Annotated in this window: 29 protein-coding genes; 10 read left to right on the top strand and 19 right to left on the bottom strand. The window is 68.0% G+C overall.

Going from position 1 to position 24,667, the window contains the following annotated elements; all coding sequences use genetic code 11:
- Positions 1–48 precede the first annotated feature (48 nt).
- The 3 genes from ASF17_RS11195 to ASF17_RS11185 all read right to left on the bottom strand — a co-directional run bounded on the left by ASF17_RS11195 (position 49) and on the right by ASF17_RS11185 (position 4,507).
- Positions 49–1,020 (bottom strand): carbohydrate ABC transporter permease, encoded by a 972-nt coding sequence (locus ASF17_RS11195; RefSeq protein ID WP_235476566.1) that lies wholly within the window; start codon positions 1,018–1,020, stop codon positions 49–51.
- The gene (locus ASF17_RS11190) at positions 1,013–2,314 is read right to left on the bottom strand and encodes an ABC transporter substrate-binding protein (RefSeq protein ID WP_055799644.1); all 1,302 of its coding nucleotides are present in this window, start codon (positions 2,312–2,314) and stop codon (positions 1,013–1,015) included. The genes ASF17_RS11195 and ASF17_RS11190 overlap by 8 nt, the downstream gene beginning before the upstream one ends.
- A gap of 135 nt (positions 2,315–2,449) precedes the next feature.
- On the bottom strand, positions 2,450–4,507 hold the full coding sequence (locus ASF17_RS11185; RefSeq protein WP_055799641.1) for a beta-galactosidase: 2,058 nt from the start codon (positions 4,505–4,507) through the stop codon (positions 2,450–2,452).
- A gap of 325 nt (positions 4,508–4,832) precedes the next feature.
- On the opposite strand from ASF17_RS11185, the gene ASF17_RS11180 reads away from it, so the two are divergent.
- Both ASF17_RS11180 and ASF17_RS11175 read left to right on the top strand, forming a co-directional pair.
- Positions 4,833–5,144 carry a hypothetical protein gene (locus ASF17_RS11180; protein WP_156357405.1) on the top strand — a complete coding sequence of 104 codons (312 nt, stop codon included), beginning with the start codon at positions 4,833–4,835 and terminating at the stop codon, positions 5,142–5,144.
- Positions 5,145–5,213: 69 nt separating this feature from the next.
- Positions 5,214–5,600 carry an MmcQ/YjbR family DNA-binding protein gene (locus ASF17_RS11175; RefSeq protein ID WP_200913476.1) on the top strand — a complete coding sequence of 129 codons (387 nt, stop codon included), beginning with the start codon at positions 5,214–5,216 and terminating at the stop codon, positions 5,598–5,600.
- A gap of 116 nt (positions 5,601–5,716) precedes the next feature.
- Here ASF17_RS11175 and ASF17_RS11170 read toward each other — a convergent pair whose 3' ends face one another.
- The 7 genes from ASF17_RS11170 to ASF17_RS11140 all read right to left on the bottom strand — a co-directional run bounded on the left by ASF17_RS11170 (position 5,717) and on the right by ASF17_RS11140 (position 9,133).
- Entirely contained in the window at positions 5,717–6,100 is a 384-nt protein-coding gene (locus ASF17_RS11170; RefSeq protein ID WP_055799632.1) for a cupin domain-containing protein, read from the bottom strand.
- Complete coding sequence (locus ASF17_RS11165) at positions 6,097–6,597, bottom strand: VanZ family protein (protein WP_055799630.1); 501 nt, start codon at positions 6,595–6,597, stop codon at positions 6,097–6,099. Before ASF17_RS11165 ends, ASF17_RS11170 begins: the two co-directional genes overlap by 4 nt.
- Positions 6,598–6,713: 116 nt before the next feature.
- Positions 6,714–7,016, bottom strand: coding sequence for a putative quinol monooxygenase (locus ASF17_RS11160; protein ID WP_055799626.1), 303 nt, complete (start codon positions 7,014–7,016; stop codon positions 6,714–6,716).
- Positions 7,017–7,054: 38 nt separating this feature from the next.
- Positions 7,055–7,462: an ASCH domain-containing protein gene (locus ASF17_RS11155; protein ID WP_055799623.1), complete on the bottom strand. Its 408-nt coding sequence runs from the start codon at positions 7,460–7,462 to the stop codon at positions 7,055–7,057.
- Between the two features lie 616 nt (positions 7,463–8,078).
- Complete coding sequence (locus ASF17_RS11150) at positions 8,079–8,420, bottom strand: hypothetical protein (RefSeq protein ID WP_055800739.1); 342 nt, start codon at positions 8,418–8,420, stop codon at positions 8,079–8,081.
- Positions 8,421–8,474: 54 nt separating this feature from the next.
- The gene (locus tag ASF17_RS11145) at positions 8,475–8,732 is read right to left on the bottom strand and encodes a hypothetical protein (RefSeq protein ID WP_055799620.1); all 258 of its coding nucleotides are present in this window, start codon (positions 8,730–8,732) and stop codon (positions 8,475–8,477) included.
- 80 nt (positions 8,733–8,812) lie between these two features.
- A complete protein-coding gene (locus ASF17_RS11140) occupies positions 8,813–9,133 on the bottom strand; it encodes a hypothetical protein (RefSeq protein ID WP_055799616.1) in 321 nt (106 codons plus the stop codon).
- Positions 9,134–9,332: 199 nt separating this feature from the next.
- Here ASF17_RS11140 and ASF17_RS11135 point away from each other — a divergent pair, with 199 nt between their 5' ends.
- Positions 9,333–9,563, top strand: coding sequence for a hypothetical protein (locus tag ASF17_RS11135; RefSeq protein WP_055799613.1), 231 nt, complete (start codon positions 9,333–9,335; stop codon positions 9,561–9,563).
- Between the two features lie 398 nt (positions 9,564–9,961).
- On the opposite strand, the gene ASF17_RS11130 is transcribed toward ASF17_RS11135, so the two are convergent.
- Positions 9,962–10,246 (bottom strand): hypothetical protein, encoded by a 285-nt coding sequence (locus tag ASF17_RS11130; RefSeq protein WP_156357404.1) that lies wholly within the window; start codon positions 10,244–10,246, stop codon positions 9,962–9,964.
- Positions 10,247–10,882: 636 nt separating this feature from the next.
- Positions 10,883–11,431, bottom strand: coding sequence for a hypothetical protein (locus ASF17_RS15605; RefSeq protein ID WP_156357403.1), 549 nt, complete (start codon positions 11,429–11,431; stop codon positions 10,883–10,885).
- Between the two features lie 145 nt (positions 11,432–11,576).
- Here ASF17_RS15605 and ASF17_RS11125 point away from each other — a divergent pair, with 145 nt between their 5' ends.
- Positions 11,577–12,020, top strand: a complete 444-nt coding sequence (locus tag ASF17_RS11125) for a GNAT family N-acetyltransferase (RefSeq protein ID WP_055799607.1) — start codon at positions 11,577–11,579, stop codon at positions 12,018–12,020.
- A gap of 26 nt (positions 12,021–12,046) precedes the next feature.
- On the opposite strand, the gene ASF17_RS11120 is transcribed toward ASF17_RS11125, so the two are convergent.
- The 4 genes from ASF17_RS11120 to ASF17_RS11105 all read right to left on the bottom strand — a co-directional run bounded on the left by ASF17_RS11120 (position 12,047) and on the right by ASF17_RS11105 (position 15,901).
- Positions 12,047–12,889 carry an ABC transporter ATP-binding protein gene (locus ASF17_RS11120; RefSeq protein WP_082475288.1) on the bottom strand — a complete coding sequence of 281 codons (843 nt, stop codon included), beginning with the start codon at positions 12,887–12,889 and terminating at the stop codon, positions 12,047–12,049.
- A gap of 1 nt (position 12,890) precedes the next feature.
- Positions 12,891–13,883, bottom strand: coding sequence for a FecCD family ABC transporter permease (locus ASF17_RS11115; protein WP_162236420.1), 993 nt, complete (start codon positions 13,881–13,883; stop codon positions 12,891–12,893).
- Between the two features lie 65 nt (positions 13,884–13,948).
- Positions 13,949–14,911: a FecCD family ABC transporter permease gene (locus ASF17_RS11110; protein WP_235476565.1), complete on the bottom strand. Its 963-nt coding sequence runs from the start codon at positions 14,909–14,911 to the stop codon at positions 13,949–13,951.
- Between the two features lie 144 nt (positions 14,912–15,055).
- Positions 15,056–15,901 carry an ABC transporter substrate-binding protein gene (locus ASF17_RS11105; protein ID WP_235476564.1) on the bottom strand — a complete coding sequence of 282 codons (846 nt, stop codon included), beginning with the start codon at positions 15,899–15,901 and terminating at the stop codon, positions 15,056–15,058.
- Positions 15,902–16,235: 334 nt separating this feature from the next.
- Between ASF17_RS11105 and ASF17_RS11100 the strand changes: the two genes are divergently transcribed.
- The gene (locus ASF17_RS11100; protein WP_200913475.1) at positions 16,236–16,565 is read left to right on the top strand and encodes a hypothetical protein; all 330 of its coding nucleotides are present in this window, start codon (positions 16,236–16,238) and stop codon (positions 16,563–16,565) included.
- Between the two features lie 93 nt (positions 16,566–16,658).
- On the opposite strand, the gene ASF17_RS11095 is transcribed toward ASF17_RS11100, so the two are convergent.
- Positions 16,659–16,910: a hypothetical protein gene (locus ASF17_RS11095; RefSeq protein WP_055799601.1), complete on the bottom strand. Its 252-nt coding sequence runs from the start codon at positions 16,908–16,910 to the stop codon at positions 16,659–16,661.
- Positions 16,911–17,215: 305 nt separating this feature from the next.
- Positions 17,216–17,929 (bottom strand): SDR family oxidoreductase, encoded by a 714-nt coding sequence (locus tag ASF17_RS11090; RefSeq protein WP_055799598.1) that lies wholly within the window; start codon positions 17,927–17,929, stop codon positions 17,216–17,218.
- A 188-nt stretch (positions 17,930–18,117) separates the two neighbouring features.
- On the opposite strand from ASF17_RS11090, the gene ASF17_RS11085 reads away from it, so the two are divergent.
- Entirely contained in the window at positions 18,118–18,501 is a 384-nt protein-coding gene (locus ASF17_RS11085; protein WP_235476559.1) for a MerR family transcriptional regulator, read from the top strand.
- 234 nt (positions 18,502–18,735) lie between these two features.
- Here ASF17_RS11085 and ASF17_RS11080 read toward each other — a convergent pair whose 3' ends face one another.
- Positions 18,736–19,347, bottom strand: coding sequence for a TetR/AcrR family transcriptional regulator (locus ASF17_RS11080; protein WP_055800726.1), 612 nt, complete (start codon positions 19,345–19,347; stop codon positions 18,736–18,738).
- Positions 19,348–19,522: 175 nt separating this feature from the next.
- Between ASF17_RS11080 and ASF17_RS11075 the strand changes: the two genes are divergently transcribed.
- The 4 genes from ASF17_RS11075 to ASF17_RS15315 all read left to right on the top strand — a co-directional run bounded on the left by ASF17_RS11075 (position 19,523) and on the right by ASF17_RS15315 (position 24,311).
- Entirely contained in the window at positions 19,523–20,641 is a 1,119-nt protein-coding gene (locus ASF17_RS11075; RefSeq protein ID WP_055799593.1) for an MFS transporter, read from the top strand.
- Positions 20,642–21,316: 675 nt separating this feature from the next.
- Positions 21,317–21,595 (top strand): hypothetical protein, encoded by a 279-nt coding sequence (locus ASF17_RS11070; RefSeq protein WP_055799590.1) that lies wholly within the window; start codon positions 21,317–21,319, stop codon positions 21,593–21,595.
- 694 nt (positions 21,596–22,289) lie between these two features.
- On the top strand, positions 22,290–23,192 hold the full coding sequence (locus tag ASF17_RS11065; RefSeq protein WP_055799587.1) for a DUF1963 domain-containing protein: 903 nt from the start codon (positions 22,290–22,292) through the stop codon (positions 23,190–23,192).
- A 162-nt stretch (positions 23,193–23,354) separates the two neighbouring features.
- Positions 23,355–24,311 (top strand): helix-turn-helix transcriptional regulator, encoded by a 957-nt coding sequence (locus ASF17_RS15315; protein ID WP_082475361.1) that lies wholly within the window; start codon positions 23,355–23,357, stop codon positions 24,309–24,311.
- Positions 24,312–24,667: the final 356 nt, after the last annotated feature.

Below are 24,667 nucleotides of genomic sequence, written 5' to 3'. Positions count from 1 at the left end.
CGCCTCCTCGGCTCCCGGTCCGCGCCCCGCGGGGCGTCTGGACGGCGGTCACGAGGCCGCCTCCGCGCGGCGGCGGTTCGCGATCGCGAGCACGACGCCCGAGAGCAGCACGGTGCCCAGGGCGAGGATGGTCGACGAGGCGGCAGCCGCGGGCAGGTCGTCGGTCAGGAACGCGTCGCGGTAGATGGTCATCAGCGGGGCCCAGCTCTGTGTGATCTCGGTGGTCAGGGGACGGAGGGTGTTCGGCTCGCCGTAGAGCTGGAGCGTGCCGATCAGGGCGAAGACCCCGGTGAGCACGAGCGCGGGCACGACGAGCGGCACCTTGATGCGGAGCGCGACCTGCAGCTCGCTCGCCCCGTCGAGGCGGGCCGACTCGTAGATCTCGGCCGGGATGCCCCGCAGCGACGTGTAGATGATGATCATGTTGAAGCCGACGCCGCCCCAGATGGCGATGTTGGCGAGCGACCCGAAGAGACCGCCCGCCTCGAGGAACGGCACGGGCCCCCAGCCCAGGGCGGTCGTCACGTACGAGAAGGGGCTCGTGCTCGGCAGGTACATGAAGCCCCAGAGCAGCGCGGCGGTGATGCCCGGCACCGCGTACGGGATGACGATCGCGGTGCGCGAGAACCGCCGGGCGCGGACCGCCGGCACGTCGAGCAGCAGCGCGAAGAGCAGGGCGAGCCCGAGCGTCAGCGGAACGGCGATGAGCCCGTACACGCCGAGGCGGCCGAAGCTCGCCAGCAGCTCGGCGTCCTGCAGCACGGCGACGTAGTTGTCGAACCCGACGAAGCGGTCGACGCGGACGCCGAGCACCGAGGCGCCCTCCTCGATCCGGTACGCCCTGAGGCTCGACCAGATCGTGTAGACGAGCGGGATGAGCATGAACGCGACGAACAGCACGACGGCCGGCGCCACGAACAGGTAGGGGGCCAGGGGGCTCCGTCGACGACGGGCCGGGCGTGGCGCCGGGCTCGCGGTCACGGGGTGCGTCATCTCGGGGCGCAGCGCGGTGTCAGTCATTCGCGGTCACCTGGTATCCCACCTGTTCCATGTCGGCGACGACCGCGGCCTGCGTCGCGACGAAGGCGTCGCGCCACGGGGTGCCGGCCGAGATCGCGGCGTTGAGCTCGTCGGTGAGCGTGGTCGTCGCCAGCGCGACGTTGGGGCCCCACGTGGTGGGGAGGACGTCCTCCGAGACGTCGGCGGCGACGTCGTAGAACTCGGTCTGCTGCGGCATCAGCGACGGCGGGGGGTTGCCCACGGCCAGCGCCTGACCCTCGATCGACGCCGGGTAGACGCCGCGGACGTCGAGCAGCGACTGGTTGCCCTCGGTGCTGGCGTTCATCCACTCGGCGAACGCCGCGGCCTCCTCGGGGTGCTCGCTGTTCTTCGTGACGATCAGCGCCGAGCCGCCCTGGAACGGCACGGCGGCCTCGCCCGGGATCCACTCGGGCAGCGGGCTGATCTCCCACAGCCCCGACGTGTCGGGGGCCACGCCGCCCAGCACGCTCGGCGCCCAGATGCCGGCCGCCCAGCCGCCGATCGTGCCGTCGTTGACCCGCTTGTTGTACTCGGGCGACAGCACGGGGTCGGTGTCGATCGCCCCGTCGGCCGCGAGCCCCTCGAAGAAGTCGGCGACCTCGAGCATGCGCTCGTCGGCGATGCCGACCGTCCAGCCGCTCTCGTCGACCGTCCACCAGTCGGCGCCGGCCTGGGCCGAGACCCCGGCCCAGAAGCCGAGCTCGCCGGCCGGGACCGCCGCGAGCACGGTGTCGGGGCGCTGCTCGTGCACGGCACGGGCGACGTCGCCGAACTCCTGCCAGGTCGTCGGCACGGCCTGCCCCGTCTCGGCCAGCAGGTCGGCGCGGTAGGTGAGCACCATGGGCCCGGCGTCCTGCGGCAGCGCGTAGACCTGCCCGCCGAACGTGGTCTGCGCCCAGGTGCCCTCGGTGAACGCGTCGTCGACGTCGGCCACGAGATCGGTGATGTCGCGGGGCACGTCCGCGATCACGAGCGACGGGATGGTCGTGTACTCGGCCAGCGCGACGTCGGGGGCGTTGCCCGCCCGGCTCGAGGTCAGGAGCTTCGCCGCGGAGTCCGTTCCGCCTCCGGCGTCGGTGTGCCGCACCTGCACGTCCGGGTTCGCGGCGTTCCACAGGGCCACCTGTTCGGACTGGCCGACGCCCCACCCCCAGTACTCGAGCTGGACGACGTCGTCGCCCCCTCCCGCGGCCGAGCAGCCGCTGAGGGCGGCTCCCCCGAGCAGGAGGGTCGCCAGGGCGGCGACGCGGGTCGTTCTCTTCCGATGTCTCATGGCATCCCCTTCGATGCGTGTGCGATGCGGTGGCCGGCGGGCCGGGAGGCCGGCCGGGCCGATGGGTCAGGAGGCGCGGGCCGGCTGGTCAGGAGACCGGCCGGGCCGATGGGTCAGGAGGCGCGGGCCGGCTGGTCAGGCGGGGCTCGGCGCCTCGTGGAGGAACACGAACGCGCCGGGGGCGAGGTCGACCGGACCGTCGACGACCGGGCCGTCGGCTCCGTCGGCGCCGTCGGCTCCGCCCTCGAGGTCGATCGGCGTCCCGCGGAGCGTCACGGTGCGGGTCTCGGCGGTGTGGTTGATGGCGGCGACGACGACGCCCGAGCCCGCATGCCGTCGGACCACCTCCACCCCGCCTCCTGCTCCGGGCGCCTCGGCGCGGACGCCGGCGGCGGCGAGGGCCGACGTGACGACCGTCGTGAAGGTCGCGTCGTCGAGCTCGGCCGAGACGTAGGTCGCGACGCCGTCGCCCCGCCGGTTCTCGGTGATCGCGGGCTCGCCGCTCAGCACCCCCTCGGCGTAGCGCGTGACGACGGAGGCGCCCCGCAGCTCGACGTGCTCGGTCCAGTCGTGCGCGCTGCCGCCGCCCTCGATCGCGATGGCGACCCCCTTCGGCAGGGGGTGGGGCTCCTCGACGCGGATGCCGAGGGTCTCGGCGAACGCGCCCGAGTAGCCGCCGGGGCGCACGTGCAGGTCGGCGTCGACGGTGCCGCTGAAGCACCAGACGACGGCGTGGCCGCCGCGACGCACCCAGGCGTCGAGACCGGCGGCCTGCTCGTCGGTCGCCAGCAGCTGGCTCGGCACGAGCAGGAGGTCGTAGGCGTCGAGCGCGGCCGGGTCGTCGTCGAGGCGCACGAGATCGGCCGAGACGCCCGCGAACCACAGCTCGCGGTGCGCGCGACGGACCGAGGCGAGCAGCGAGAAGTGGTCGGACGGCAGCGACGCCGACTCGAGCGCCCACCACGAGTCGGGCTCCCAGGCGATGGCGACGCGGGGCGTCACGACGCGGGCGTCGGACCCCTCGGGAGGCGCGACCACGTCGGTCAGTCGCCCCAGCACCCGACCGAGCTCGGTCATCTCGCGGAACGCGCGGCTGTCGGGGCCGCTGTGCGGGACCATCGACGAGTGGAACACCTCGGCGCCGGCCAGGGGCGCGCGCCACTGGAAGAACAGGGCCCCGTCGGAGCCGCGGGCCACGTGCTGCAGACTCGTGCGGATCACCTCGCCGGGCTCCTTGACGAGCATGCGGCCGGGGACCTGCGTGACGTTCGCGCCCTGCTCCATGAGCAGCCACGGCCGACCGCGGGCGAACGAGCGGGCCTGGTCGGCCCCGAACGCCGCGTGGGCGGCGCCCTCGACCCCGGGCGAGTCGGAGTAGTGGTCGATCGAGACGAAGTCGACCTCGGCCCCGAAGTCCCAGTGGTCGAAGTGCAGCCAGGTCGGCAGCATGAAGTTCGTCGTGAGCGGCACGTCGGGGCTGAGGGCGCGGAGGATCTCGGCCTGCTCGCGGTAGCACTCGAGCAGCACCTCGGCCGAGAAGCGGCGGAAGTCGAGCATCTGCGTCGGGTTCGGCAGGTACTGGGTGGCCTGCGGCGCGAGGATCTCGTCCCACTCGGCGTAGCGCTGCGACCAGAACGCCGACCACCACGCCTCGTTGAGGCGACCGAGGTCGCCGTAGCGGGCGCGCAGCCACTCGCGGAACCGGCGGTCGGTCGCCGGTCCGTAGCTGACGCTGCCGTACTCGTTGTGCACGTGCCAGGCGACGACGGCCTCGTGCCGGCCGTAGCGCTCGCCGAGTGCCGTGGCGACCCGCCTCGCCGCCGCGCGGTACGCGTCGGCGGAGGGGTCGTAGACGTCGCGGCTGCCGTGGACGAGCTGGACGCCGTCCGCGGTCCGGTTCAGCGCCTCCGGGTGCGCCTTCGTGAACCACGGCGGCGGCGAGGCCGTCGGCGTGGCCAGCACCACGCCGATGCCGTGGGCGTGCATCAGATCGATGACGCGGTCGAGCCAGCCGAAGTCGTACTCGCCCTCGCGGGGTTCGATCGACGACCACGAGAAGACGCCGAGGGTCACGGTGTTGACGCCGGCGATCGCCATCAGCCGGGCGTCGTCGTGCCAGACGTGCTCGGGCCACTGCTCGGGGTTGTAGTCGCCGCCGAAGAGGACGCGGTCGACGCCGCGGACCACGCTCATCGGAGCACGGGCTCTCGGCGGAGGGTGCGGCTGATCGGGGCTGATGTCGTCATTGACAGGGACTCTCGGTCGGGGTCGGTCGGGGTCGGGTCGATCGGGTCGAACCGTGTGTCGAAACGCTTCGACGATTAACGGAGATCGCGCCGGCGGACGAGCCCCGACGGGTTCACGGGGCAGGGAAGCGCTTCGACGACCTCTTCGGAAAGCGACGCTAACCGACGCCCGTCACCGACGCAAGGGATTTGTCGCGGGCATCCACATATCGCACCGCGAGCCTGCGGGTGAGACGGGCACCTCCCGGCGCACCATGATCTACGGTCGTCGCATGGATCGATCCTGGATCAGCTCCTGGGGGTGGGTCGCACTCGCTCTCATCAACGCAGGGCTCGCCGAGCAGAAGAACCGCACCCGTCTCGGATGGTTCCTCGGATCTCTGCTCATCGGCCCCGTGGCGACGGCCTACATCGTGTTCGCCGCACCCGCGCCTCCGGCCGACGACCTCGACGCGACGCCTCGCAGGGCACCCGGCGACCCGGGATACGTCATCCTCGGCGTCGGCCTGACGATCGTCGCGCTGGCGACGCTGCCGGCGATCCGGGCCACGGTCTCCGCCGAAGCGCCTCCCGGGGCTTGGTAAAGTCGACGATCCACGTCGTCGCGCTCGGCACGCGGTCGGCGGACGTCGCCGGCGATCACGGAGGACCACGTGCCGTCTGACGCACTGCAGCAGCGGGCCCGCGACCGCGCCGGCGAGCTCCCGGGCGCCGAGCTCGGGTTCCCGTTCGGGCCCGAGTGGGAGGTGTTCAAGGTCCGCGGCAAGGTCTTCCTGCTCATGACGGCGACGACGGGCGAGCCGATCGTCACCCTCAAGGCGGCGCCGGAGGACGGCGTCGCGCTGCGGCAGCAGCACGAGGGGATCACCGCCGGCTACCACATGAACAAGCGGCACTGGCTGACCCTGCGCCCCGACGCCGACCTGCCGGATCAGCTCGTCGATGACCTGGTCACCGAGTCGTACCTGCTGGTCGTGGCGGGTCTGCCCCGCGCGAGGCGACCGGTCGACCCGGCGACGTTCGGGCGCGACGGCCGCTGACCGAGAGCGGGGCCACCGCCCGGGGAAGCGCGACCACCGCCCAGGAGGCGCGACCACCGCCCAGGAGGCGCCCCCACCGACCCGGCCTCGGGTGCGACCCGATCGGCGGGCCGAGGTCAGCGGAAGTCGCCGACCTGCTTCTCGACCGGGACGGTCCCCTCGACCACGACGTCGCCGGTGTGCGCGGTGGTGACGGTCTCGATGAGGACGATCTCGACCTCCTCGTCGGCGACGGGGTTGTGCTGCACCCCTCGAGGGACGATGTGGAACTGCCCCGGCGTGAGCACCACCTCCTGATCGTCGGGGAGCTGGATGCGGAGCGTGCCGGAGACGACGAGGAACATCTCGTCCTCGGCGTCGTGGGCGTGCCACACCAGCTCGCCGAGCAGCTTCGCGACCTTGACGTACTGGTCGTTCACCCGCCCCACGACTCGAGGGGTCCAGTGCTTCTCGACGAGGCGCAGCTCGGCAGCGACGTCGATTCCGTGCAGAACGGTCATGACGACAGTCTCGGGCCTCGCGACCGGAGCCGTCTCCAGGCCAGCGCAGCCGCCGCGAGGATGCCGCCGATGACGGCGCCGAGGGTGTTCGTGACCCAGTCGCTCGTGTCGCAGGCGCGTCCGATCACGAGCACGACGGCCTGCACGACCTCGATGACGATCGAGAGCGCCGACGCACCGAGCACCGCCGCCACCGGTCGCCGCCAGAGCACGCCCGCGAGGAGAGCGATCGGCACGAACAGCAGGATGTTCGCCGTCGACTCCACCGCGGTCGGGGCGAGATAAGGCAGCCCCGCCGAGCAGGCGATCGTCGGGTAGGGGTCCCCATCGGGATACAGCGTCAGCGCCAGGACGGCGATCAGCACCATGACGAGGAGAGCGGCGGTGGGCCGCGGCCGATCGACGAGCCGCACCCCGACGACCGGGCCGACGACGATGGCGGCGATCAGGACGGAGAACGCGAGCCACGGCGCCAGGGCGAGCAGGGTCGAGAGCACACCGCGAGACTACGGCGAGCGGAGGGAGCGCTGCGGCCGTCACGGGCGCAGGCCCGAGCGCCATGGCCTCCGGGCGGTGACTCGCCCACGCCCACCGACCCGCGGCGGGCGTCGGGTCAGTCTCGGAGAGGTGACCCGGCGACCTCGAAGCGGTACCCGCCGAAGGTGCCGTCGAGGAGCGGCCGTGCCCGGGCGATCGCGTTCTGCACCTGGGGAAGGGCCAGGGAGGCGCGGTGCGCTTCGGCCGTCTCCCAGAGCTCGACGACGAAGACCGTGTCGGGATGATCGGCATCGACGCCGACCTCGTAGGCCAGGCAGCCGGCCTCGATGAGACTCTCGTTCCGTTCGGTGAGGAGGGCGACGAGTTCGTCACGCTTTCCGGGTGCGGTGCCGAGTGTGCCCACGTTCGCGAAGGTCATGCGGCGAGGCTATCGCCCGAGTCGCCCCCGCCGACCGTCTATCGGACGATCTCGAATCGCTCGAGCACGACGACGCTCGAATCGTCAACCGTGAAGCCGTCGCCCAATTCCTCCTGCATCTGTGCGGAGGACCAGAAGCGAAGATGGCCTGCCCGCCAGTCGTCGACTGACGCGTAGCCCTCTCCCTCGTCCAACGCATGCTGCAAGGGCACGTCGCAGAGCCGAACCAGCTCGACGTTCGTCGTCTCCAGAACCACGCGTCGCCGACCCGTCGAATCCACGAGGCCACCGCGAAAACCCACCTGAGGCACCTGTTCGCCCGCTACCTCGTACTCCCGCAGGAGCGAGCTCGTCGCCGTCTTGGTCCCCGCCTCGATCGCGGCGACGATCCTGTCTCGCAGAGGTCCGGGGAACGCGAACTCGATGATCGGCAGCTCAGCAGTCACGACTGCAAGCAAAGCAGACCCGCCCCCGATCGGGGTCCGATCCTCTAGAGAGACGCCTCGCCAGGCTCGCGCCGCCGACCCTGCCGGTAGCCGAACCACGCGGCCAGGACCAGCAGACCGGCGACGATGACGACCGCCGGAAGCGAGACACGATGCGCTGAGGATGGCCTAGCGGCCGGAACCCGGCCGTGAGAGCCTTCATGAAACACGTCAGCGCCACATCATAAGGAGCATCGCCGATGATGAAGTCATTCCTGTCTCGTGCGGTGAAGCTGCTATCGACCGGCCTCGCGGCGGGGCTCACGAGCGTCGGCGTCCTCAGCGGTGACAAGGCTCACCCTGGCCCCCTCACGGACACGGAAAGGCGCGACCACTACAGGCCGTAGATCGACACGGTTCGTTCGGTCAGTCCAGCGCTGGAGGTTCCCTACCCGGCGTGCGGCTCCCTGTTCCGCAGCTCGTCGAGCATGCGAGTGAGCTTGTCGTAGCTCCGCCAGGAGCTGACCGTCGTCCCGATGAGCAGAGCGAGGAAGACGAGAGCCAGCGCGAACCAGACCGGACCCGTCGTACGCCGGCCTCGAAGGGGGCTTTTCGCCCGCGTACGGACACGAATGGCCTACCGGGACACCTGGACGATGGTGATCTCGGCGACGTCGACCATCGCATCGCCCGGCATGTCCGGGTAGTAGTTCTCGCGCAGCTGCGCTGCGAAGAGTGCCATGTCCGTTCCCGGAGGCTCGTGCGCCTGCTCCGCAGTCAACTCGTCGAGCCGGTATCGCCAGACCGCGATGACCTGCCCGGTGAGTGGCAGGACAGTCGGATGGCCGTCGAACACGAACGTCGCTGCTCCGACCTGAAGCGACTCGCCCCACCGGACGGTCGCCACCTTGTGGCCAGTGACGATCGCGTCGTAGTGCTTCCGATGGACATGAGCCAGATGCCGAGCTTCGTCGATCACCGGGTCAGCCTGTCGCAAGATCGTCCGCCCGTCGACCACCTGAGGGGCGGCACGTCAGCCCAGGTCTTGGCGGTCCACAGAAGCCTCATAGGCCTCGTAAGGGAGGGCTTTGAGGTAGAACGTGACCTTGAGCAGCATGGATCCGGTCACGGCGCTGAACGCGACACCGAGCCAGAAGATCCACATGCCCGTGACGATCGCAGCGAGAACGAGCAGACCCGTGGACAAGCCTGCGCCCATCGCGCCCGCGTACGTGATCTCGCGCGGGATGGAGCCCCACACCTTTCGATCTTCCAGAATCGTCAGACTCATTCGCTCTCCCCCGTTCGCAGCCCGTCAGGGCTTGGACGATCAGTCAACCGCGTCTGACCAGGGTCGCGTGCGAAACGCCCCTACTGGGATGCTCGGCCGTCGTGCCGCTGAGCCCGCTCGAGTCCTGCTCGACGCCGCCCGCTGTGAGCGTCACCCGCGAGAAGCTCGTCTCGCTCTGCGGCTTCCGCCCTGTCGAGCCGGCTGTCTCGGAGCCCGGCGTAGATGAATCCCGCGAGCAGGACGACGAACACGGCTAGCCAAAGAATCCACGAGGCGAACGTCGGGACGTCGAAGAAGGCTCGGTAGAGGAACATCCCCTGGACGCCCGTGGCGACAGCGGCGAGGCCGGCGGTTCGCATGCCCCGTGCGGTCTTGCCGGGCAGGGGGTCGTACTTGTTCATAGGGGTCTTTCTCCAGCGTCCGTGCTGGGGAGATCCGGCGGCCAACGACCAGCGACCGACCTATTGTCGGGCGCCTCTGAGCCCGGTTGGTCGCGACAAGACTGGGGCTCCGATTGAATACGTTCATGTTTCGGTCGGTTCGATTCTCCTCGCAAAGCACGTCGGCTAGCGCCTCGTACCTATTCTGAGAGGAGGAACTTTGAGCACCTCAGAGGCGACGGCCCTGGTAACTGCCGGTCTGATGATCGTCGTAGGAGGCGTCCTCGTCGCTTGTCACGGTTCCTTCTCGAAACGAGTCACAAAGGCCCGCCAGCGACTCGGCCTCGACATAGGGATTGAGAGCCACCCGGTCATGCTCCTCGTCATTGGTCTCATATTCATGCTCATCTCGGTCGCAATCCTGGCCGGCACGCTCACAGACGCGCCCTAGACCCGTGGCATCGAGAGCAGCTCCGCCGAAGATGTTCTCTTGGGACACCGTTATCACGCCTCATGATTGGATCGAGGTATGCCGCAGGAAAAACCGCCAGCACCGCGAACCGAGAAGCAGGACATCGGGACCATGGTCTTTGCATTGGGACTCGGAGCCTTTGGCGTGGCATGGCTCATCTTCAACCCGGACTGGTCGAGCATCACGACACGAGGCCTGCCGGTTTGGCTGATCGGCGCACTCCTAGTCGTGCCGTCGTGCATTCTGTTCGCGATCGGACTCAGGGGCTTCCTCAGCAGAAAGCCTTAGCGATGGAAGTGGCTGGCACGGCGAGCCCGGCGGGTTGACGAACAGCCCCAAGGGCAATGACAGAGCCACGACGACCGCTGACGGAGCTCCTAACGGGCGCGGCGGGCTCTTCGACTCAGGTAGGTGAGGACAGCAGCGCCGAGACCGAATACGACAGCGACGACCGCAGCTACCCGGCCCAGTTCCTGGGCGTTGAGCGAATCCTCGTACTGCTGCTTCGTCAGGACGATCTCCGTACCCTCCGGCACGGGCCAGAAGAAGACCGGCGTGAGCCATCCGGCCCTGACGGTGGCGATAGCGCAGACGACCAGTGCAGCGACGGTCAGCCCAGCGAAGACCATCGCCCACAGAGTGAAGCGTGATCGATATGTCATGAGGTCACGGTAGTGGCCCCATGACCCTGTCGAGCAGCCGGAGGTTCCCGTCGCACCAGATGCAGTCGACGCTGAGTCATCGAGAGACGCGGCGCGTCTTGGGCGCTAACGTCACAAGATGCCCCCGCAGCCACTCGAAATCCGTATGTTCTGTGACTATGGTGCCGAATGGCCGCTCTGGGAGACCGGGATGATCACGCCCGAATCCCTGGGCCTCTCCCCCGCCCTGACAAAGCGCCTACGCGCCTGGACCGACTACTACCTCGCTCACGCCACGTCAGATCGAAACTGGCTTGTCACGAGTCAACAAGATGCCGCGTGGTATGCCGACGGGAAACGTCCCAGTGACCACATGAATCGCGAACTACGGGGCACCGCACATGTCCTCTACATCGGGGCATAGCAACGTTCGCTCCACGATCGTCTAGCGGAACAGTGCTGGTACAGCGGCAGCCAGCGCGTGCGACAAGGTGCTGTGGCGAGTAGCCGCGTACTAACGGTGATGAACGGCCCCGTAGAAGGGTTCCGCGTCGGTGTCGAATAGAGAATCGTCGCTCCAACAGCGCTTCCGACGAGGACTGCTGCGGAAGAGGACGGGGAAGCACGTCGACGAACGCTGAGAACCCGCGAACGGAATCATGCGTCACCCCTGGCAACTGGACCCTCGCCAGTAGTTGAGCCGCCCACGGCCGGCAGGCCTGGAGCGTTCTCGTCTGAGCGCGTCCGATCGGGGTGGAAGCGCCTCCCAGACACGGGGTTGTAGGCATGCCAACGGCCATCGTCGACCTTCTCGACGAGGGCACGAGCCTGCGCCGCCTGCCATTCCGCCCGGCCGTGGAGGGCCTTGGCTGCCCGGGGATTGACTGGCGGATCCACTGATCGGAAGAGCTGACACCCCTCGACGATGAGGTGGACTTCGACACCACGCCCGAGCTCCTGGGACAGCCGCTCTGCGAGAGCGCGACCCACGAGAGCGAAGTCGCGCTCATCCTGCGACGCGTGGTTGGGGCGGTCGGGATCGAGACGTGATCGGTGGAAGGATTCCCACGCTTGGAAGTCCTCCTCGAGTTCCCGCGACAGGTGAGCCTCTTCGTAACCGACCGCCCCGCCAGCCCAGAGCACGGTCCCGGCAAAGTCAGGGAAGACCCGCACGATCAAACGGCCGTCCTGCGAACGCTCGGTCATGCCGAGAACATACCTCCCCGCGGGACGGCGCCCAGGACCGTTTCCACTCGGCGTCTCCTAGTCGGCACCCGGAGAGACAGGTGCGGGCCACATGTTCGCGATCGGACCTTCCCACCACCTGCCGTCGTGCGACACAGTACCGAGCATGACCCGGACGTTCCGCTTCTCGAGCGACCCCGCTGACATCGACGTGCCGACGGTGGTGTCGTGGCTCTCCGAGGAGTCCTACTGGGCCCGCGGCCGGACGGCGGAGACTCACCGGGCCGCGATGGCCGGGTCCCGGAACTACGGCGCCTACGACATCGAGAGCGGCGCCCAGGTCGGCTACGCACGAGTGATCACCGATGGGGTCACCTTCGCCTGGCTCTGTGATGTGTTCGTCGATCCGAAGCTCAGGGGGGCTGGTGTGGGCTCCACCCTCATGTCGGGCATCCTGGACGATCTGGAGCCCCTGGCTCTCAAGCGCACGGCCCTCTTCACCGAGGACGCTCACGACCTCTACCAGCGCTTCGGCTTCGAGCCACTGGCCGACGCCGGTTCGTGGATGCTCAGATGGGGCCCGGGGTTCGGTCCGCAACCGCCGCGATGACGCTGAGGCGTTCGATGGAAAGTCGTCTATCGGACAGGCGTCGCATCTGGAGTCGAACCGTCCGGCCTGGTCATCTCGCGTCCGACGAGAGAGACTCCCGGGATCACGAACGGCCGGCCCGTGCCGTCGTCGAGGAGGACTCGGCAGTCGACATCGAAGACCTCTCTGAGGACGTCTGGGGTCACGACCTCATGCGCGGTGCCCGCGGCGACGACGCGGCCGTCGCGCATCGCGACGACCTCGTCGGCGTACCGAGCTGCCAGGCTGAGGTCGTGGAGCACCATGATCACCGTGAGACCGCGCTCGTGGTGCAGCCTCTGAACCGTGTCGAGGACATCGAGCTGATGGGCGATGTCCAGGTACGTGGTCGGTTCGTCGAGCAGAAGCGCATCGGTTCGCTGCGCGAGAGCGAGAGCGATCCAGGCGCGTTGACGCTGGCCACCTGACAGGGACTCGAGCGGTCGATCAGCGAGCTCCACGAGCGCGGTCTGCGCCAACGATTCACGGACGGCGTCCTCGTCGGCTTGCGACCAGCCGTCCCACCATCGGCGGTGGGGATCGCGGCCGCGGGCGACGAGGTCGGCGACGGTCAGCGATTCGGGCGCGGCGGGGGATTGGGGCAGGACGGCGACGCGTCGGGCGTAGACCCGGGGCGGGATGCTCGATACCTCCTGGTCGTCGAGTGTGACCCGGCCGACGCTCAGGGGCTGAAGGCGCGCGACGGTGCGGAGAAGCGTCGACTTCCCGCATCCGTTCGGCCCGATGATGGCGGTGATGCGGTCGCGTCGAAGCTGCAGGCTGACGCCATCGACCGCAGTGTGGTCTCCGTAGCGGACTGAGATGTCGTCGACGTCGAAGAGTGCGTTCATGTCAGGGAGTCCCTGTCGATCGAACGAGCAGCCACACCAGGAACGGGGCGCCGACGAGCGCCGTGACCGCACCGGTCGGCACGGTGAATGTCGGGATGACCGTGCGCGCAGCGAGGTCGCTCGCGAGGAGGATCAGCGCGCCGAACAGGCCCGACACGATCAGCGGAGGTCGAGGTGCTCGGCTGGCGAGAGAGGCCAGGTGCGGCGCCACGAGGGCCACGAAGCCGATGGGCCCGACGGCCGAGACGGTGATCGACGTCAGGAGTACGGACGCGCCCAGGAGCGTTCCGATCGTGAGCGGGATGGGCGTGCCGAGCGCTCGGGCCATGTCGGGGCCGAGCTGCAACGCCGCCAGGCCTCTCGCGACGGGCACGAGTATCGCTGATGCTGCAGCCAGGGTGATCGAGACGATCAGCACCTCCGTCCAGCCTCGGCCGCTGAGAGATCCCGTCAGCCACGCCGTCGCACGTTCGACGTCGTCCAGCGAGGCCTCGATGAGCATCCAGCTCGTCAGGCTCGAGAAGAACGCCGAGACCGCGACGCCGAGCAAGACGGGTCTCAAGCCACGTCCCCCTCCCGCGCGGAGCAGCACACCCACGACGGCGGCCGCGAGCAGTCCGCCGGCGAGAGCGGAGACCGGGGTTCCGAGCGAGAGCAGCCCCTCGATGGCCTCTCCTCCCGCCCCTCCGAGGACGATCGCGGCGACCGCGCCAGCGCCGGCGCCGGCCGTCACGCCCAGAAGGTCGGGGCTGGCGAGGGCGTTCCGCGCCATCGTCTGCGTGACCGCGCCCGCGACGGCGAGAGCTGCGCCGGCGACGAGGGCGAGGCTGGTCCGCGGGAGGCGCAACCTCCGAACGACCAGAGCCTCCCGTGGGTCGCCGCCTCCGAGGAGGGTCGCCACGACTCGGCCCGGGCTGATGGGGTACTCGCCCACCCCGAGGCTCACGACGGCGAGGAGGGCGATGGAGACGATCACCGCCGCGATGACGACCACGGAACGATGCCTCCCCGGGCTTCTGGGCCGACTCGCTCGCGCGACGGCTGCCTGCCACGCCGGCGTCATGCGCGCCCCCGTCGTGAACGCAGCACGATGACCACGAAGAGGGGGGCGCCGATCGCTCCGAGGACGATGCCGACGGGCAGTTCGTCAGGAGCGACGACGAGCCGGCCGACGATGTCCGCTGCGACGGTCAGCCCGCCCCCGATCACCGCGCTGAGCGGCAGCAGCAGGCGGTGTCCCGGTCCACTGATCCACCGCGCGAGGTGCGGCACGAGGAGCCCGACGAAACCCAGTGACCCTAGGACGGCCGTCGCGGCTCCGACCAGCATCGTCACGATCGCGAGCCCGAGGAGACGGGTGGGCAGCAGCCGCCGTCCCAATGCCCGAGCAGCGTCGTCACCCAGGGCGAGGGCATCCAGGGAGCGGGCGTGGATGAGAGCGAGCATCATGCCGACGACCAACGCGGGTGCGACCACGAGAAGAGTGTCGACTCCCCTCCCTCCGGTGAGGGAGCCGACCGACCAGAACCGGTAGGCGTCGAGGGCTGCGACGTCGACGAGGAGAAGAAGGCTCGTCAGCGCGCCGAGGAACGCCGATACGGCGGCGCCGGCGAGGACGAGCGCGGCCGGGCTCGCATCCCGTCGCCGTCCCGCGGCGAGCCCGATCGTGACCACGACCACGGTTCCGAGGCCTGCGCCCGCGAAGGCGAACCAGACGTACCCAGCCGCGGTGGTGACGCCGAGCACGGAGATGGCCAGGACGACCGCCAGGGAGGCGCCGCTCGTGACCCCGAGGAGCCCAGGGTCGGCCAGCGGGTTCCGGGTGTGGCCCTGGATGACCGCACCGGCCACGGCCAGCGCTGCACCGCCGGTCAGACCGATGAGGGTGCGAGGCAGGCGTTGCCCGAGCACGATCGCCGAGGCCTCGTCGCCGTCGTCCATCGATCCGGAGAGCAGAGCATGCACGACCACGCCCGGGTCGAGAGCCCGGGATCCGAGCGCGAGACTCAGCACTGCGATCACGGCTGCGACGACGAGAGCACCGAGCAGAACGAGAGCCCCGTGCCATGTCGAAGCCCGAGAACGGAGTGCCCGACCGCGGCTCGCTTCGGATGGGTCGGGGATGCGGAGGAACACGGCTTTAGGGTGATCGGATCGAGCTGTCGCTCAGAGAGTCTGAAGGAGGTCTTCGACGACGTCGAGCGACCACATCGCCGTCACCGCGGCTCCCTCGTGGGTCCGCTTGTCGGAACGAACCACGTGACCGTCTCGCACGGCGGGCAGCTGCCGCCAGAGAGGTGCCTCCTGCACCGACTTCCAGACGTCTGCTTCGTTCACGAGAGCGACGATCGCATCCGCGTCGCCGAACCCTGCGACGAGCTGCTCCGGGCCGAACTCGACCCCTTCTCCGTTGTCGATCGCTTTGGCGAACGAGGTGGAGGGCGTCGCCCCCACGTCACGGAGAACCAGCGACAGCAGACGCGATGGACGCACCTCTGATCCTTCGCCGTCGATGCTCACCGGGGCGATCGTGGTGCTGGCGAGGACGTCCGCATATGTGCTGGCGAGCTCAGCCACGCGGGTGTCGTAAGCGGCGATCAACTCAATGGCGCGCGCCTCCGTTCCCGTCGCCTCGGCCACGAGGGAGAGATCGTCCTGCCATGTGCTGGTGTCCTGCTCGCCGATGGCGATCACCGGCGCGATCGCTTGGAGCTCGTCGAGGATCGGCTCGACGTCGTCGACACGGCTGACGATCACGCTCGGGGCCACCGCAGCGATCGCCTCGAGGTCGATGTCGTCCGCCAGGAAGATCCCCTCGGCACCATCGGCCTCCGCCGCGGCGAGGTCGTCACCGAGGGGAGCGTCGAGGTCGAGGGAGCCCTCCTCATCGAAGGGGTAGCCGGCAAGCGGGAGTCCGAGCGACAGCACGATGTCGAGGTCGCGACGCCCCTCGATCACCACGACCGACTCGATCTCAGCAGGGACCGTGACATCCCCGAGGACAGTCGTCACGGTCCGCCCGTCTGCCGTGGCCGCGGGGGTCGCCGGAGCACATCCTGCAGTCAGGGCGATGGCGGCGACAACGACGGCCGAGGAGATGAGACGAAAGGGAGGCAGTACGGGTCGGATCATGTAGGTAAGGCTAACCTAATAAATTGCGTTCCACGTGCCACGTCGAGGTCGCAGACACCAGCGATGGACTCGTCGTCGACGCATGGCACGTCGCGTTTTGGCACGCTAGGCCACGAGGCATCGGGTAGCGGATCGTCCATGGGGCATCAGCGTCGGCTCCGCTAACGTGCACACACGGGCCACGAAAGGAACACGTCTGTTCGTCAGAGTCGAAGTGGGCGACTGGGAGCACGAATGCTGCGGCTCAGCGATCGAACGCGACGATGTGGTCGACCTGGGCTGCCTCCGTCGGCGGGACGCGGACGGACGAGTGCGGTTGATCGAAACCCACCACGACTCCCCCATCGAAACTCGTGTGCGCGGTCGGGTTGTGGACATCCTCGTGCTCGCCGAGGATGGTTCCTCGACACCGATTCTTCGCGTTCCCAGCGGGGCGGCCCTGCGCGGCTTCGACGACGAGGACGACGGACACCTCGAGACACCGTGGTCGGGTGAGCTCGTAGACGAACGCAATAAGCGCTTTCTCGTGACGGTGAAGTCATAAGGCGCCATTCATCACTCCACGCCGCACCGCACCGCTGGCGAGATCGATCCGGTGAATGATCGCCTATCGGGACAGGTCCCGTGGTGCGACCAATTACGAAGGTTCGCGACGAAAAACAAGCCTCAGGAGCCCCAGCAAGGCAGACAGCGCAAGGAGGACTCCCATGAAGATGAAGAGCTTGTCGCCGTCCGCAACCACGAAGAAGAATGCGGCCAGGATCATGCCGAAGCCGATCGTCGCTCGCTCGAACCGCTTCCTCTTGCCCCGCTGTGTCATTCGCTCAGGGTAATAAGGTTCGCAGCCGACGACGCGAAAGGCGTGATGGACGATCTGCGTCCAGATCACGACCGCTGACCGGTCATCGATCCCTCAACAGGCATTCGAACTCGAGAACGGATTGAAGCTATCGATTGGACCATCAACGGCCCACCACCCTGGCTCTGACACGACTCGGTCCACCCGCGGCGGTTCCCGCCTGGCGTCACCAGCGTCCCGCCTGCACCTGTCCAGTCATCGATTTCCTATCGGACGCCACAACGATGTCGCCGTGACCAGGGGACGATCCCCCAGGCGATGACCCCATCAGGTCGTTGGCAAACTCCTCCGCATGCTGCTCGTCGAAGTCCGTCACGCCATGCCCGACGGTGAATTCAGCCGAGGATCGCCTGCATCTGCTGGTAGAAGGCCTTCGGGTCCGCGCTCAGCGAGTCCTTCACCATGCGGCTCCAGTCGTCGACGACGACCTCGATCTCACCGGCAGCCACTCCGTCGAGCGCGGCGCGCGCCACGTCCCGCGGGTCGATCTTCGGGCCGTCGTAGCCGGCCATGATGTCGGTGTCGGCCGCGCCGAGGTGCACGCCCTGCACGAGGGTGCCCTGGCCGGCGAGTTCGAGCCGGAGCGCGTTCGTCATGTTCCACTCGGCCGCCTTGGCCGCCGCGTAGCCGCCCGAGCCGGGCGCCGCGAACCACGACAACGCCGACAGGATGTTGACGATCCCGCCGCCGCCGTTCGCGGCGAGGACCGGCGCGAAGGCCCGGATGACACCGAGCGTGCCGAAGTAATGGGTGTCCATCTCGCGGCGGATCTCCGTCATGTCGCCCGTGAGGAGACCGGCTCCGGTCGAGATGCCGGCGTTGTTCACGACGAGCGTGACGTCCTGTGCGATCTCGGCGGCGGCGGTCACGGATGCGGGGTCGGTGAGGTCGAGTCGCACCACCTCGACCCCGGGGATGTCGATGGCCTCGGGTCGGCGGGCGGTCGCGTAGACCTTGCGGGCGCCGCGCGCGAGCAGTTCCTCGACGAAAGTGCGGCCGATGCCGCGGTTGGCGCCGGTGACGAGGGCGACCTGATCCTGGATGTCCATGCGTGCTCTTCCTTCTGCCGCCCGAATCGGATGCGGGGTACGGCACGGCCTACGCTAGGTGTTGACGTTGACGTGAAGGGCAAGTCCACCCGTCAGATCGGCGACGTCGACGTCGACGTGATCGACGGGCCGAACGGCCGGGAGGAAGACGCATGCTGCGCATCGGTGATGTGGCGACGAAGGCCGGCGTGAGCACGCGAGCGCTCCGCTACTACGAGGAGCAGGGGCTGCTGCCAGCGGAGCGCACCACGAGCGGCCAGCGCATCTATCCCGAGTCCGCGATCGAGCGCGTGCAGCTCATCCAGCGCCTGTACACGGCGGGGCTGCCGAGCCGCACGATCATGCAGCTGCTGCCGAGCGTCGACACCGGTGTCGCCGCCCCCGAGGCGATGGCCCTGCTCCACTCCGAGCGCGACCGCATCGCCGCGGGTATCGCCGAGCTCGAGCGGGCCCGCGAGGAGCTGTCCCGCGTCATCGACATCTGTCTGAATCCGACCCCCGAGCACTGCCCGGCGCTGCGCGAGAGCGGACCGGCGTACGAGGGCGCGCATGCGACGGCCGCCACGGCCTGAGCCGCAGGACGCTCCAACGGATCCGACGAACCACGGCCGCGACGGCTCTTCGATCACCCCGCCTGCGAAGCGGCTGCCGCTGCCGTCGACCTCGTAGGGCCGTCCGTCTGCTCGATGGTGCGGGGCGGCGATCCGCGCCTCCGAGCAGGGGTTCGGTTCGCTGGCACCGTGTTTCTCGGTGAGGTATGGCCTATCGCACCTCCCTGCGTGGGATCGTGCGCAGCCGCGACCTGGTCACGCCTGGTCATCGCGGCGCACTCCGTCGACGATGCGGTCTGCGGCAGCGTGCAACATCGCAGGTTCCACACCATCGAGCAGCTGCGTCGATAGCCCCAGCACGAACGAGTGAACCAGCATCGCCTCCACACCGGGGTCGAGGTCGGCACGGGTCACGCCTGCGGTGAGCCCTCGACGAAGGCATGCCTCGATGCGCGCTCGATCCTCGGCGCGCCGCTCGGCCACGACTGACCGCGCGGCGATGTCGTCGTCGCCGTCCGCGCCGAGGGTCGCGGAGAGCGTGACGAGGCAGCCGCCCGGGTGGGCGGCGTCCGACTGCATGTCGATCGTTCCGTGCAGCATCGAACTGAGAGCCTCGAGCGGATCTCTCCTCGGGTCGCCGACGAGCTCGCTCACTCGCCCAGGGCCAGCGGTGTAATGCTCCACCGCACGCTCGAACAAGCCCTCCTTCGAGCCGAAAGCACCGTAGAGACTCGCCGACGAGAGCCCGGTCGCCGCACGTAACCGCGCGATGGACGATGCCTCGTACCCGTGGCGCCAGAACACCAGCATCGCTGCGTCGAGCACATCCTGCTCGATGAAGGCTCTCGGTCGTCCCTGCTGTGACATCTTCACCCTTTCGGATCGGTCGATCCAGTTTGACACACGGGGGACCCATCAGCAGTATTGGAGCGACCATTCCATAAACAGAGAAGAGTGATCGGTGCCCCACCCCCGAACCGAAACGACAGCCAGACGGCGACACCAGGACGAGCGCTCCCTCCCAGCACTGCCACTCGTCCTCATGGCACTCAGCGGGTTCATCATCATCATGACCGAGACGCTTCCAGCAGGCCTCCTGCCCCAGCTCGCCCACGCGTTCGACGTCAGCGACGGGACCGCCGGCCAACTGATCACGGTGTACGCACTCGGCACCGTCGTCGCGGCCATCCCCACTATCGCGATGACCCAGGGGACATCGCGCAAGCCGTTGCTCGTCATCGGGCTACTGGGCTTCCTGGTCGCCAACACGCTCACCGCGATCGCGCCGACATTGGCGGTCGCCCTCGTCGTGCGCTTCATCGCCGGCGCCTTCTCCGGCCTGATCTGGGGCATGCTCGCCGGCTACGCCCGCCGTATCGCCGCCCCCGAGCGCGCCGGGCAAGCCCTCGCGATCGCTATGGCCGGCACACCCATCGCACTCTCCATCGGCACCCCGCTCGGGGCCTGGCTCGGTGCGACGGTCGGCTGGCGATGGTCCTTCGCCGCGGTCTCTGCGATCACGGTGGTCGTCGTCCTGCTCGTGCTCTCGCACGTGCCGAACGCGCCAGGTCAGCGTTCGAGCTCGAGACTCCCCCTCGGCCGAGTACTCGTGATCCCCGGCATCGCCGTGATCCTCACTGTCGTATTCACCTGGATGCTCGCGCACAACCTGCTCTACTCCTACATCGCCCCTTACCTCGCCGGCACGAGCACCGGCATCCGCCCCGATGTCGCCCTTTTCGCCTTCGGCTTGGCGGCACTCGTCGGCATCTGGATCACCGGCGCACTCATCGATCGATCACTGCGGCACCTCGCTCTCATCAGCACGGCGATGTTCATCATCGCCGGAGCACTGCTGCTCGCCCTCCCCACCTCTGCGCCCGCCACGATCGCTGCGATCGCCTTGTGGGGTATCGCCTTCGGCGGCTCCGCAACACAACTGCAGACAGCGATGGGCAATGCCGCCGGCGAGAGCGTAGACGTCGCCAACGCCATGCTCACCACAGCCTTCAACCTCGCCATCTTCGGCGGAGGAGCGGCTGGCGCCATCCTCGTCGACGGCATCGGGCCTGCCGCAATTCCCATCGCGATGATCGCCCTCTCGGCAATCGCCTTGCTGACCGTCGCCCTCGGACGCAGGACAGCCTTCCCGCCGCGCTGAGCAGCCCCGCCGATCGGAATCTCTGGCCAGAAGCGCCCGGTAAACGATCCCCTATCGGGCACCCTTAGAGCAGGCGTCGTCGGGGCAGAGTTGAGGTCATCGATCCGTAAGCGTGAAAGGCATTGCCGAGGTCTGCCCCAAGAAGGCGTCCTAGTGAGTCACATTGAGCACCGAGCCGAGTGACGAACGGGCACCACTCACCTGACGCGACGGGCCATACCCGCCGGGGCAGTAGCCGCTCGTGCCGAAGCAGGGAGGCGGATCGTTGCGAGGCGCCTTGTTCACTCCGACGGATCTGCTGTCGAAGTATTCACGGTTGTACTCGATCCCCAGCACGTACGCGGCCCCCGTGGCACTTATCGCCGTTGCTAGTTCGTCTCCTTCCAACCCAGCCGTAGACCAAACGACGACGTCTGTCGGGATGTATCGCACAGAAGCCATGACCAGGGGCATGGTCGCCCTCGTAGGTTCGATGGCCCTTGTTCTGTCCGGTTGCGCCGGCGCAACGTCAACGCCCTTAGCTGAACCCCTCAGCGTCGAGACCACTGCTGAGGAAAGCGCTCCCGCGGTCGCCCCATCGCGAATGCCGTCGTATGTGCAGATGCTCCCCCGGCAGCCTTGAACGCGAGCATCGCGGCCGAACCCGGATGGGCGGGTGTCCAAACACTTCCGTGGGTGACCGTTGTATACGACGACGCGCTCGGCAAATGGCTACTGACCGGCAGCCTCGACGCCACGGATGGAGTCTCAGACGGCGTCTTTGCTGTGTGGGCCTCGACAGAGGACCCGACCGCGGACACATTCGACGCTCCGCTTGAAGCCCTTGAGGGAAGCGCCGAGGGGAACTCCGATGCACCGTTCATGATCCCGGCGTACGTCGGCCCCACGGACATGGACGCAGCGCCTCCCGCCGCGCTGTTCTGCGCTCAGGAACGCCTCGCTGGAAGGCAGTAGCCCCGCCGGCTACAGCCTGGAAGCCCGATGCGCCGACCCCCGTCCCGCGGATCAGATACACGGCCCGGGGTCTGGCACATGGGCCACCTAGCCTGCTGACTCACTAGGTATTGCAGGAGGCGGCCCAGACACGACAAATCCCATGAATGCGACGAGCGCACCAGCCAGCATCGGAATCAACCCGAAAAACGCCCACCACATCACGCCGTCTGAGGCTCGGAAGTTAAGAAAGACGGCCAAGACGCAAAGAGCTGCTCCGCCAACCCAGAGGAGCATCGCCCAGAAGCTCCACCGATGTTGAGCCCTTCGGCCACCCTGAGGGACCCCTCGAACGATTGCCATCGCAATACCTGTCAGCACCGCCGGGCCAAACGCGAGAGACAAGATCACGAAAGCCAACGTAGGTATCGAAACGCTCGCTGGCATCCGTCGCAGGTAGATGATCTCGGCAACTGTCTTAAACACGGATCCAGCGGCATCTACCCCCGTGCAAGATGCGTCCGTCAGCCGATCGACTATCGGACGGATCCGCAAACGGTGCGGCGAGCTGTCCTACGCAGTCTGCATGTTCCGCCGCACCGTGGGTGTCTGAGGCGAATGGGCCATTTGGCCTGGAATGGTGTGGAGGCCGCGCGCTGCCCGCTCCGACAGTGGACCCGGGACGAGTTCAGCCGATGAAATGAGAACCACAGCGATGAAGGACAAGAACCGCCCGCCCATCCACAGCTACCGCTCGTTGATCGTGGACTGGCTGCAGAAGAAGAGGTACCGCGAGGCGAGACTCGACGAGAGAGTGGAGTTCAGCGTCGCGTACACCGAGCAGGGCTCCGACCCGGGTCTCGACACGATCCTCGAGACCGCGATGTACGGCGGGTCCTGGCTGGGCGGCCCAGCCGCCGGCATCACCCAGGAGGACTGGCCTCGACGCCGCGACGGGCAACCCCTCGCCCACGTCGCCAACTTCCACCTGGGCGAGGCATCCGGAGTCATGGATTCGCCGATGCGCGCCGGCTGGCCCGACACCCGCGAAGACCTCCCCCACCACGGGATCCTCCAGATCTTCCACGACCTCGAGACCTACGGCACCGAGCCCGAGGACGGCGACACCGGCGGTTGGCTCGTCCGCTGGATCCCCGACCCCGACCTGACACTGCTCGCCAGCTCCCCCGCCGATCTCGACCTCCCGACCGACGCAGCCCAGGAGGTGACGGCGATGGCGACGTTCTCGATCCCGACATCGCTTGATCTCGACGTGACGACGCAGAAAGCGTTCGACGCAGCCGAGAAGGCCACCAGGGCTTTCGAGTCGACATGGAGATGGCAACGCACACGAGACCGGAAAGCGCTGCCCCTTCCGGTGACGCACCTCTACGGGTACTCCCAAGCCGAGCACACCCTGGCTGTCAGCGACATCCTTCCGGAATGTCTCCCTCTCACCCTTCCTGGGGACTCATACCGGCTAGTCGCCGACATCGAGAGCTGGACCACCCTCGACGGCTGGTTCGGCGACGCTTCACCACTCGAGGTCTGGATGCGTCAGAGCGACCTCGACACCCGAACCTTCGACCGCGCCTGGTGCATCATCCGCGCCGACTGAGACGACCTGACGCCCGGTGCAGGATCCCCTGTCGGAACATCGTGTTCAGGGCGAACGTGGCAGGGACATCGAGCCGCGAACTGGGCACTGTCGGGTAGATGTCGCCTGCTTGTCGGGGCCCTGACATGGACCCGTTCAAGCGCCCTTCATACTGTGGACAGCATGAGCGAGACACGAATACTTGAACTACGAACTCAACGAGGGTGGACTCAGGAGCGCCTTGCAGAGGTCAGCGGGGTGACCGTTCGCACTCTCCAACGACTCGAGGCGGGGAACGACGTCAGCCTCGACACGCTCTCCCGGCTGGGTAAGGCATTGGGTGTGCCGGTGCGAGACCTCTTCATGGAAGCCCCCGAGAGCGAGTACGGAAAAGCCGTGTCCGCACTGAGCGAGACCGAGGCGAGAAGCTTCTCGGATGCGGCGCGAATCGCCTGGCGCCATATAGCCCTCGCCGTGGCACTGTTCGTCACGTCACCCATCCCCGTGGTGCTGCTGATTGCCGGGGCAGACGCAGGCGTCATCCCGACGAGTGTGGAAGTCGCCATAGCTATCGGCCTAGGTGCTCTTTTCTTGGTCGCCGCAGCCGGGGCAGTCCACCTCGTTCGCCGGGGCAGACGCAGGCGTCATCCCGACGAGTGTGGAAGTCGCCATAGCTATCGGCCTAGGTGCTCTTTTCTTGGTCGCCGCAGCCGGGGCAGTCCACCTCGTTCGGGCGTCGAGCACGTTCTCGCCATTYCCGCTGATCCGCCAGAAGCGTCTGAGTTCCAGTTTCGGAGCCCAGCAGTGGGCAGAAAGCCTCGAAGAGACCAACGGACGTCAGCGAGGCACCTCGCTAGCCGTGGCCGTGGGACTCTGGCTGATATCGCCGCTCCCGGTCATCGTCGCAGCGCTCCTCGAAYCGTCGCAGTGGCAAGGGCTCTGGATAGCAGGCGGCGTAACCTTCTTCCTCCTCGTCGTCGCCGCAGGGACGTTCGCCGTTCTGCAGGCGGCATGGTCCCGTTACGCCGCAGAGAAGCTGACCGCATCCGCGGCATAGCGCCCTGCCCTCTGGACGATCCCCAAACTGAACGGCTCGGGCGTGCTCGCTTCGGTTGCGTAGGCGGCCGTGAGGGTCGATAAGCCCGATTGGTACTCGGGCGCCATGCTGGTCATCACCGGGGAGGACGCGTCTACGAGGAGGCGGTGTGAGGGTAGTGGGATGCGAGCCGTCCGAGATCCCCGCCTTCGRTTCCTGCCCTGGTCCGTACTCGTGGTGGCGTGGATCGGTTCGATCGTTGTCGAACAAGTGCTGTTCGGCGACTCGATTGGCTGCGAGCTCTCTCCAGGTACATCGGTCTTCGGAGACGCTGGATGGAGCTGGTTCCCCTCGGGCGCACCTGCACTTGGCTGATCGACGGCGTCACTGTGATCGACCATCCGTCGCTGATAGAACTGCTCATCCCTGCGACGCTGCTCGTCTGGTTGGTCGCTCTTTT

Origin of the sequence: Frigoribacterium sp. Leaf263, assembly GCF_001422285.1 — a bacterium.
GTDB lineage: Bacteria > Actinomycetota > Actinomycetes > Actinomycetales > Microbacteriaceae > Frigoribacterium.
This window is presented reverse-complemented; position numbering and strand designations above follow the sequence as displayed.

Bases quoted from the DNA above. Each gene is read 5' to 3' on its own strand.
- ASF17_RS11125 (WP_055799607.1), top strand. From the start codon at position 11,577: ATGACCCGGACGTTCCGCTTCTCGAGCGACCCCGCTGACATCGACGTG.
- ASF17_RS11090 (WP_055799598.1), bottom strand. From the start codon at position 17,929: ATGGACATCCAGGATCAGGTCGCCCTCGTCACCGGCGCCAACCGCGGC.
- ASF17_RS11065 (WP_055799587.1), top strand. From the start codon at position 22,290: ATGAAGGACAAGAACCGCCCGCCCATCCACAGCTACCGCTCGTTGATC.
- ASF17_RS11180 (WP_156357405.1), top strand. From the start codon at position 4,833: ATGGATCGATCCTGGATCAGCTCCTGGGGGTGGGTCGCACTCGCTCTC.
- ASF17_RS11130 (WP_156357404.1), bottom strand. From the start codon at position 10,246: ATGACATATCGATCACGCTTCACTCTGTGGGCGATGGTCTTCGCTGGG.
- ASF17_RS15605 (WP_156357403.1), bottom strand. From the start codon at position 11,431: ATGACCGAGCGTTCGCAGGACGGCCGTTTGATCGTGCGGGTCTTCCCT.
- ASF17_RS11120 (WP_082475288.1), bottom strand. From the start codon at position 12,889: ATGAACGCACTCTTCGACGTCGACGACATCTCAGTCCGCTACGGAGAC.
- ASF17_RS11185 (WP_055799641.1), bottom strand. From the start codon at position 4,507: ATGAGCGTGGTCCGCGGCGTCGACCGCGTCCTCTTCGGCGGCGACTAC.
- ASF17_RS11170 (WP_055799632.1), bottom strand. From the start codon at position 6,100: ATGACCGTTCTGCACGGAATCGACGTCGCTGCCGAGCTGCGCCTCGTC.
- ASF17_RS11140 (WP_055799616.1), bottom strand. From the start codon at position 9,133: ATGAACAAGTACGACCCCCTGCCCGGCAAGACCGCACGGGGCATGCGA.
- ASF17_RS11190 (WP_055799644.1), bottom strand. From the start codon at position 2,314: ATGAGACATCGGAAGAGAACGACCCGCGTCGCCGCCCTGGCGACCCTC.
- ASF17_RS11160 (WP_055799626.1), bottom strand. From the start codon at position 7,016: ATGACCTTCGCGAACGTGGGCACACTCGGCACCGCACCCGGAAAGCGT.
- ASF17_RS11195 (WP_235476566.1), bottom strand. From the start codon at position 1,020: ATGACTGACACCGCGCTGCGCCCCGAGATGACGCACCCCGTGACCGCG.
- ASF17_RS11075 (WP_055799593.1), top strand. From the start codon at position 19,523: ATGGCACTCAGCGGGTTCATCATCATCATGACCGAGACGCTTCCAGCA.
- ASF17_RS11080 (WP_055800726.1), bottom strand. From the start codon at position 19,347: ATGTCACAGCAGGGACGACCGAGAGCCTTCATCGAGCAGGATGTGCTC.
- ASF17_RS11145 (WP_055799620.1), bottom strand. From the start codon at position 8,732: ATGAGTCTGACGATTCTGGAAGATCGAAAGGTGTGGGGCTCCATCCCG.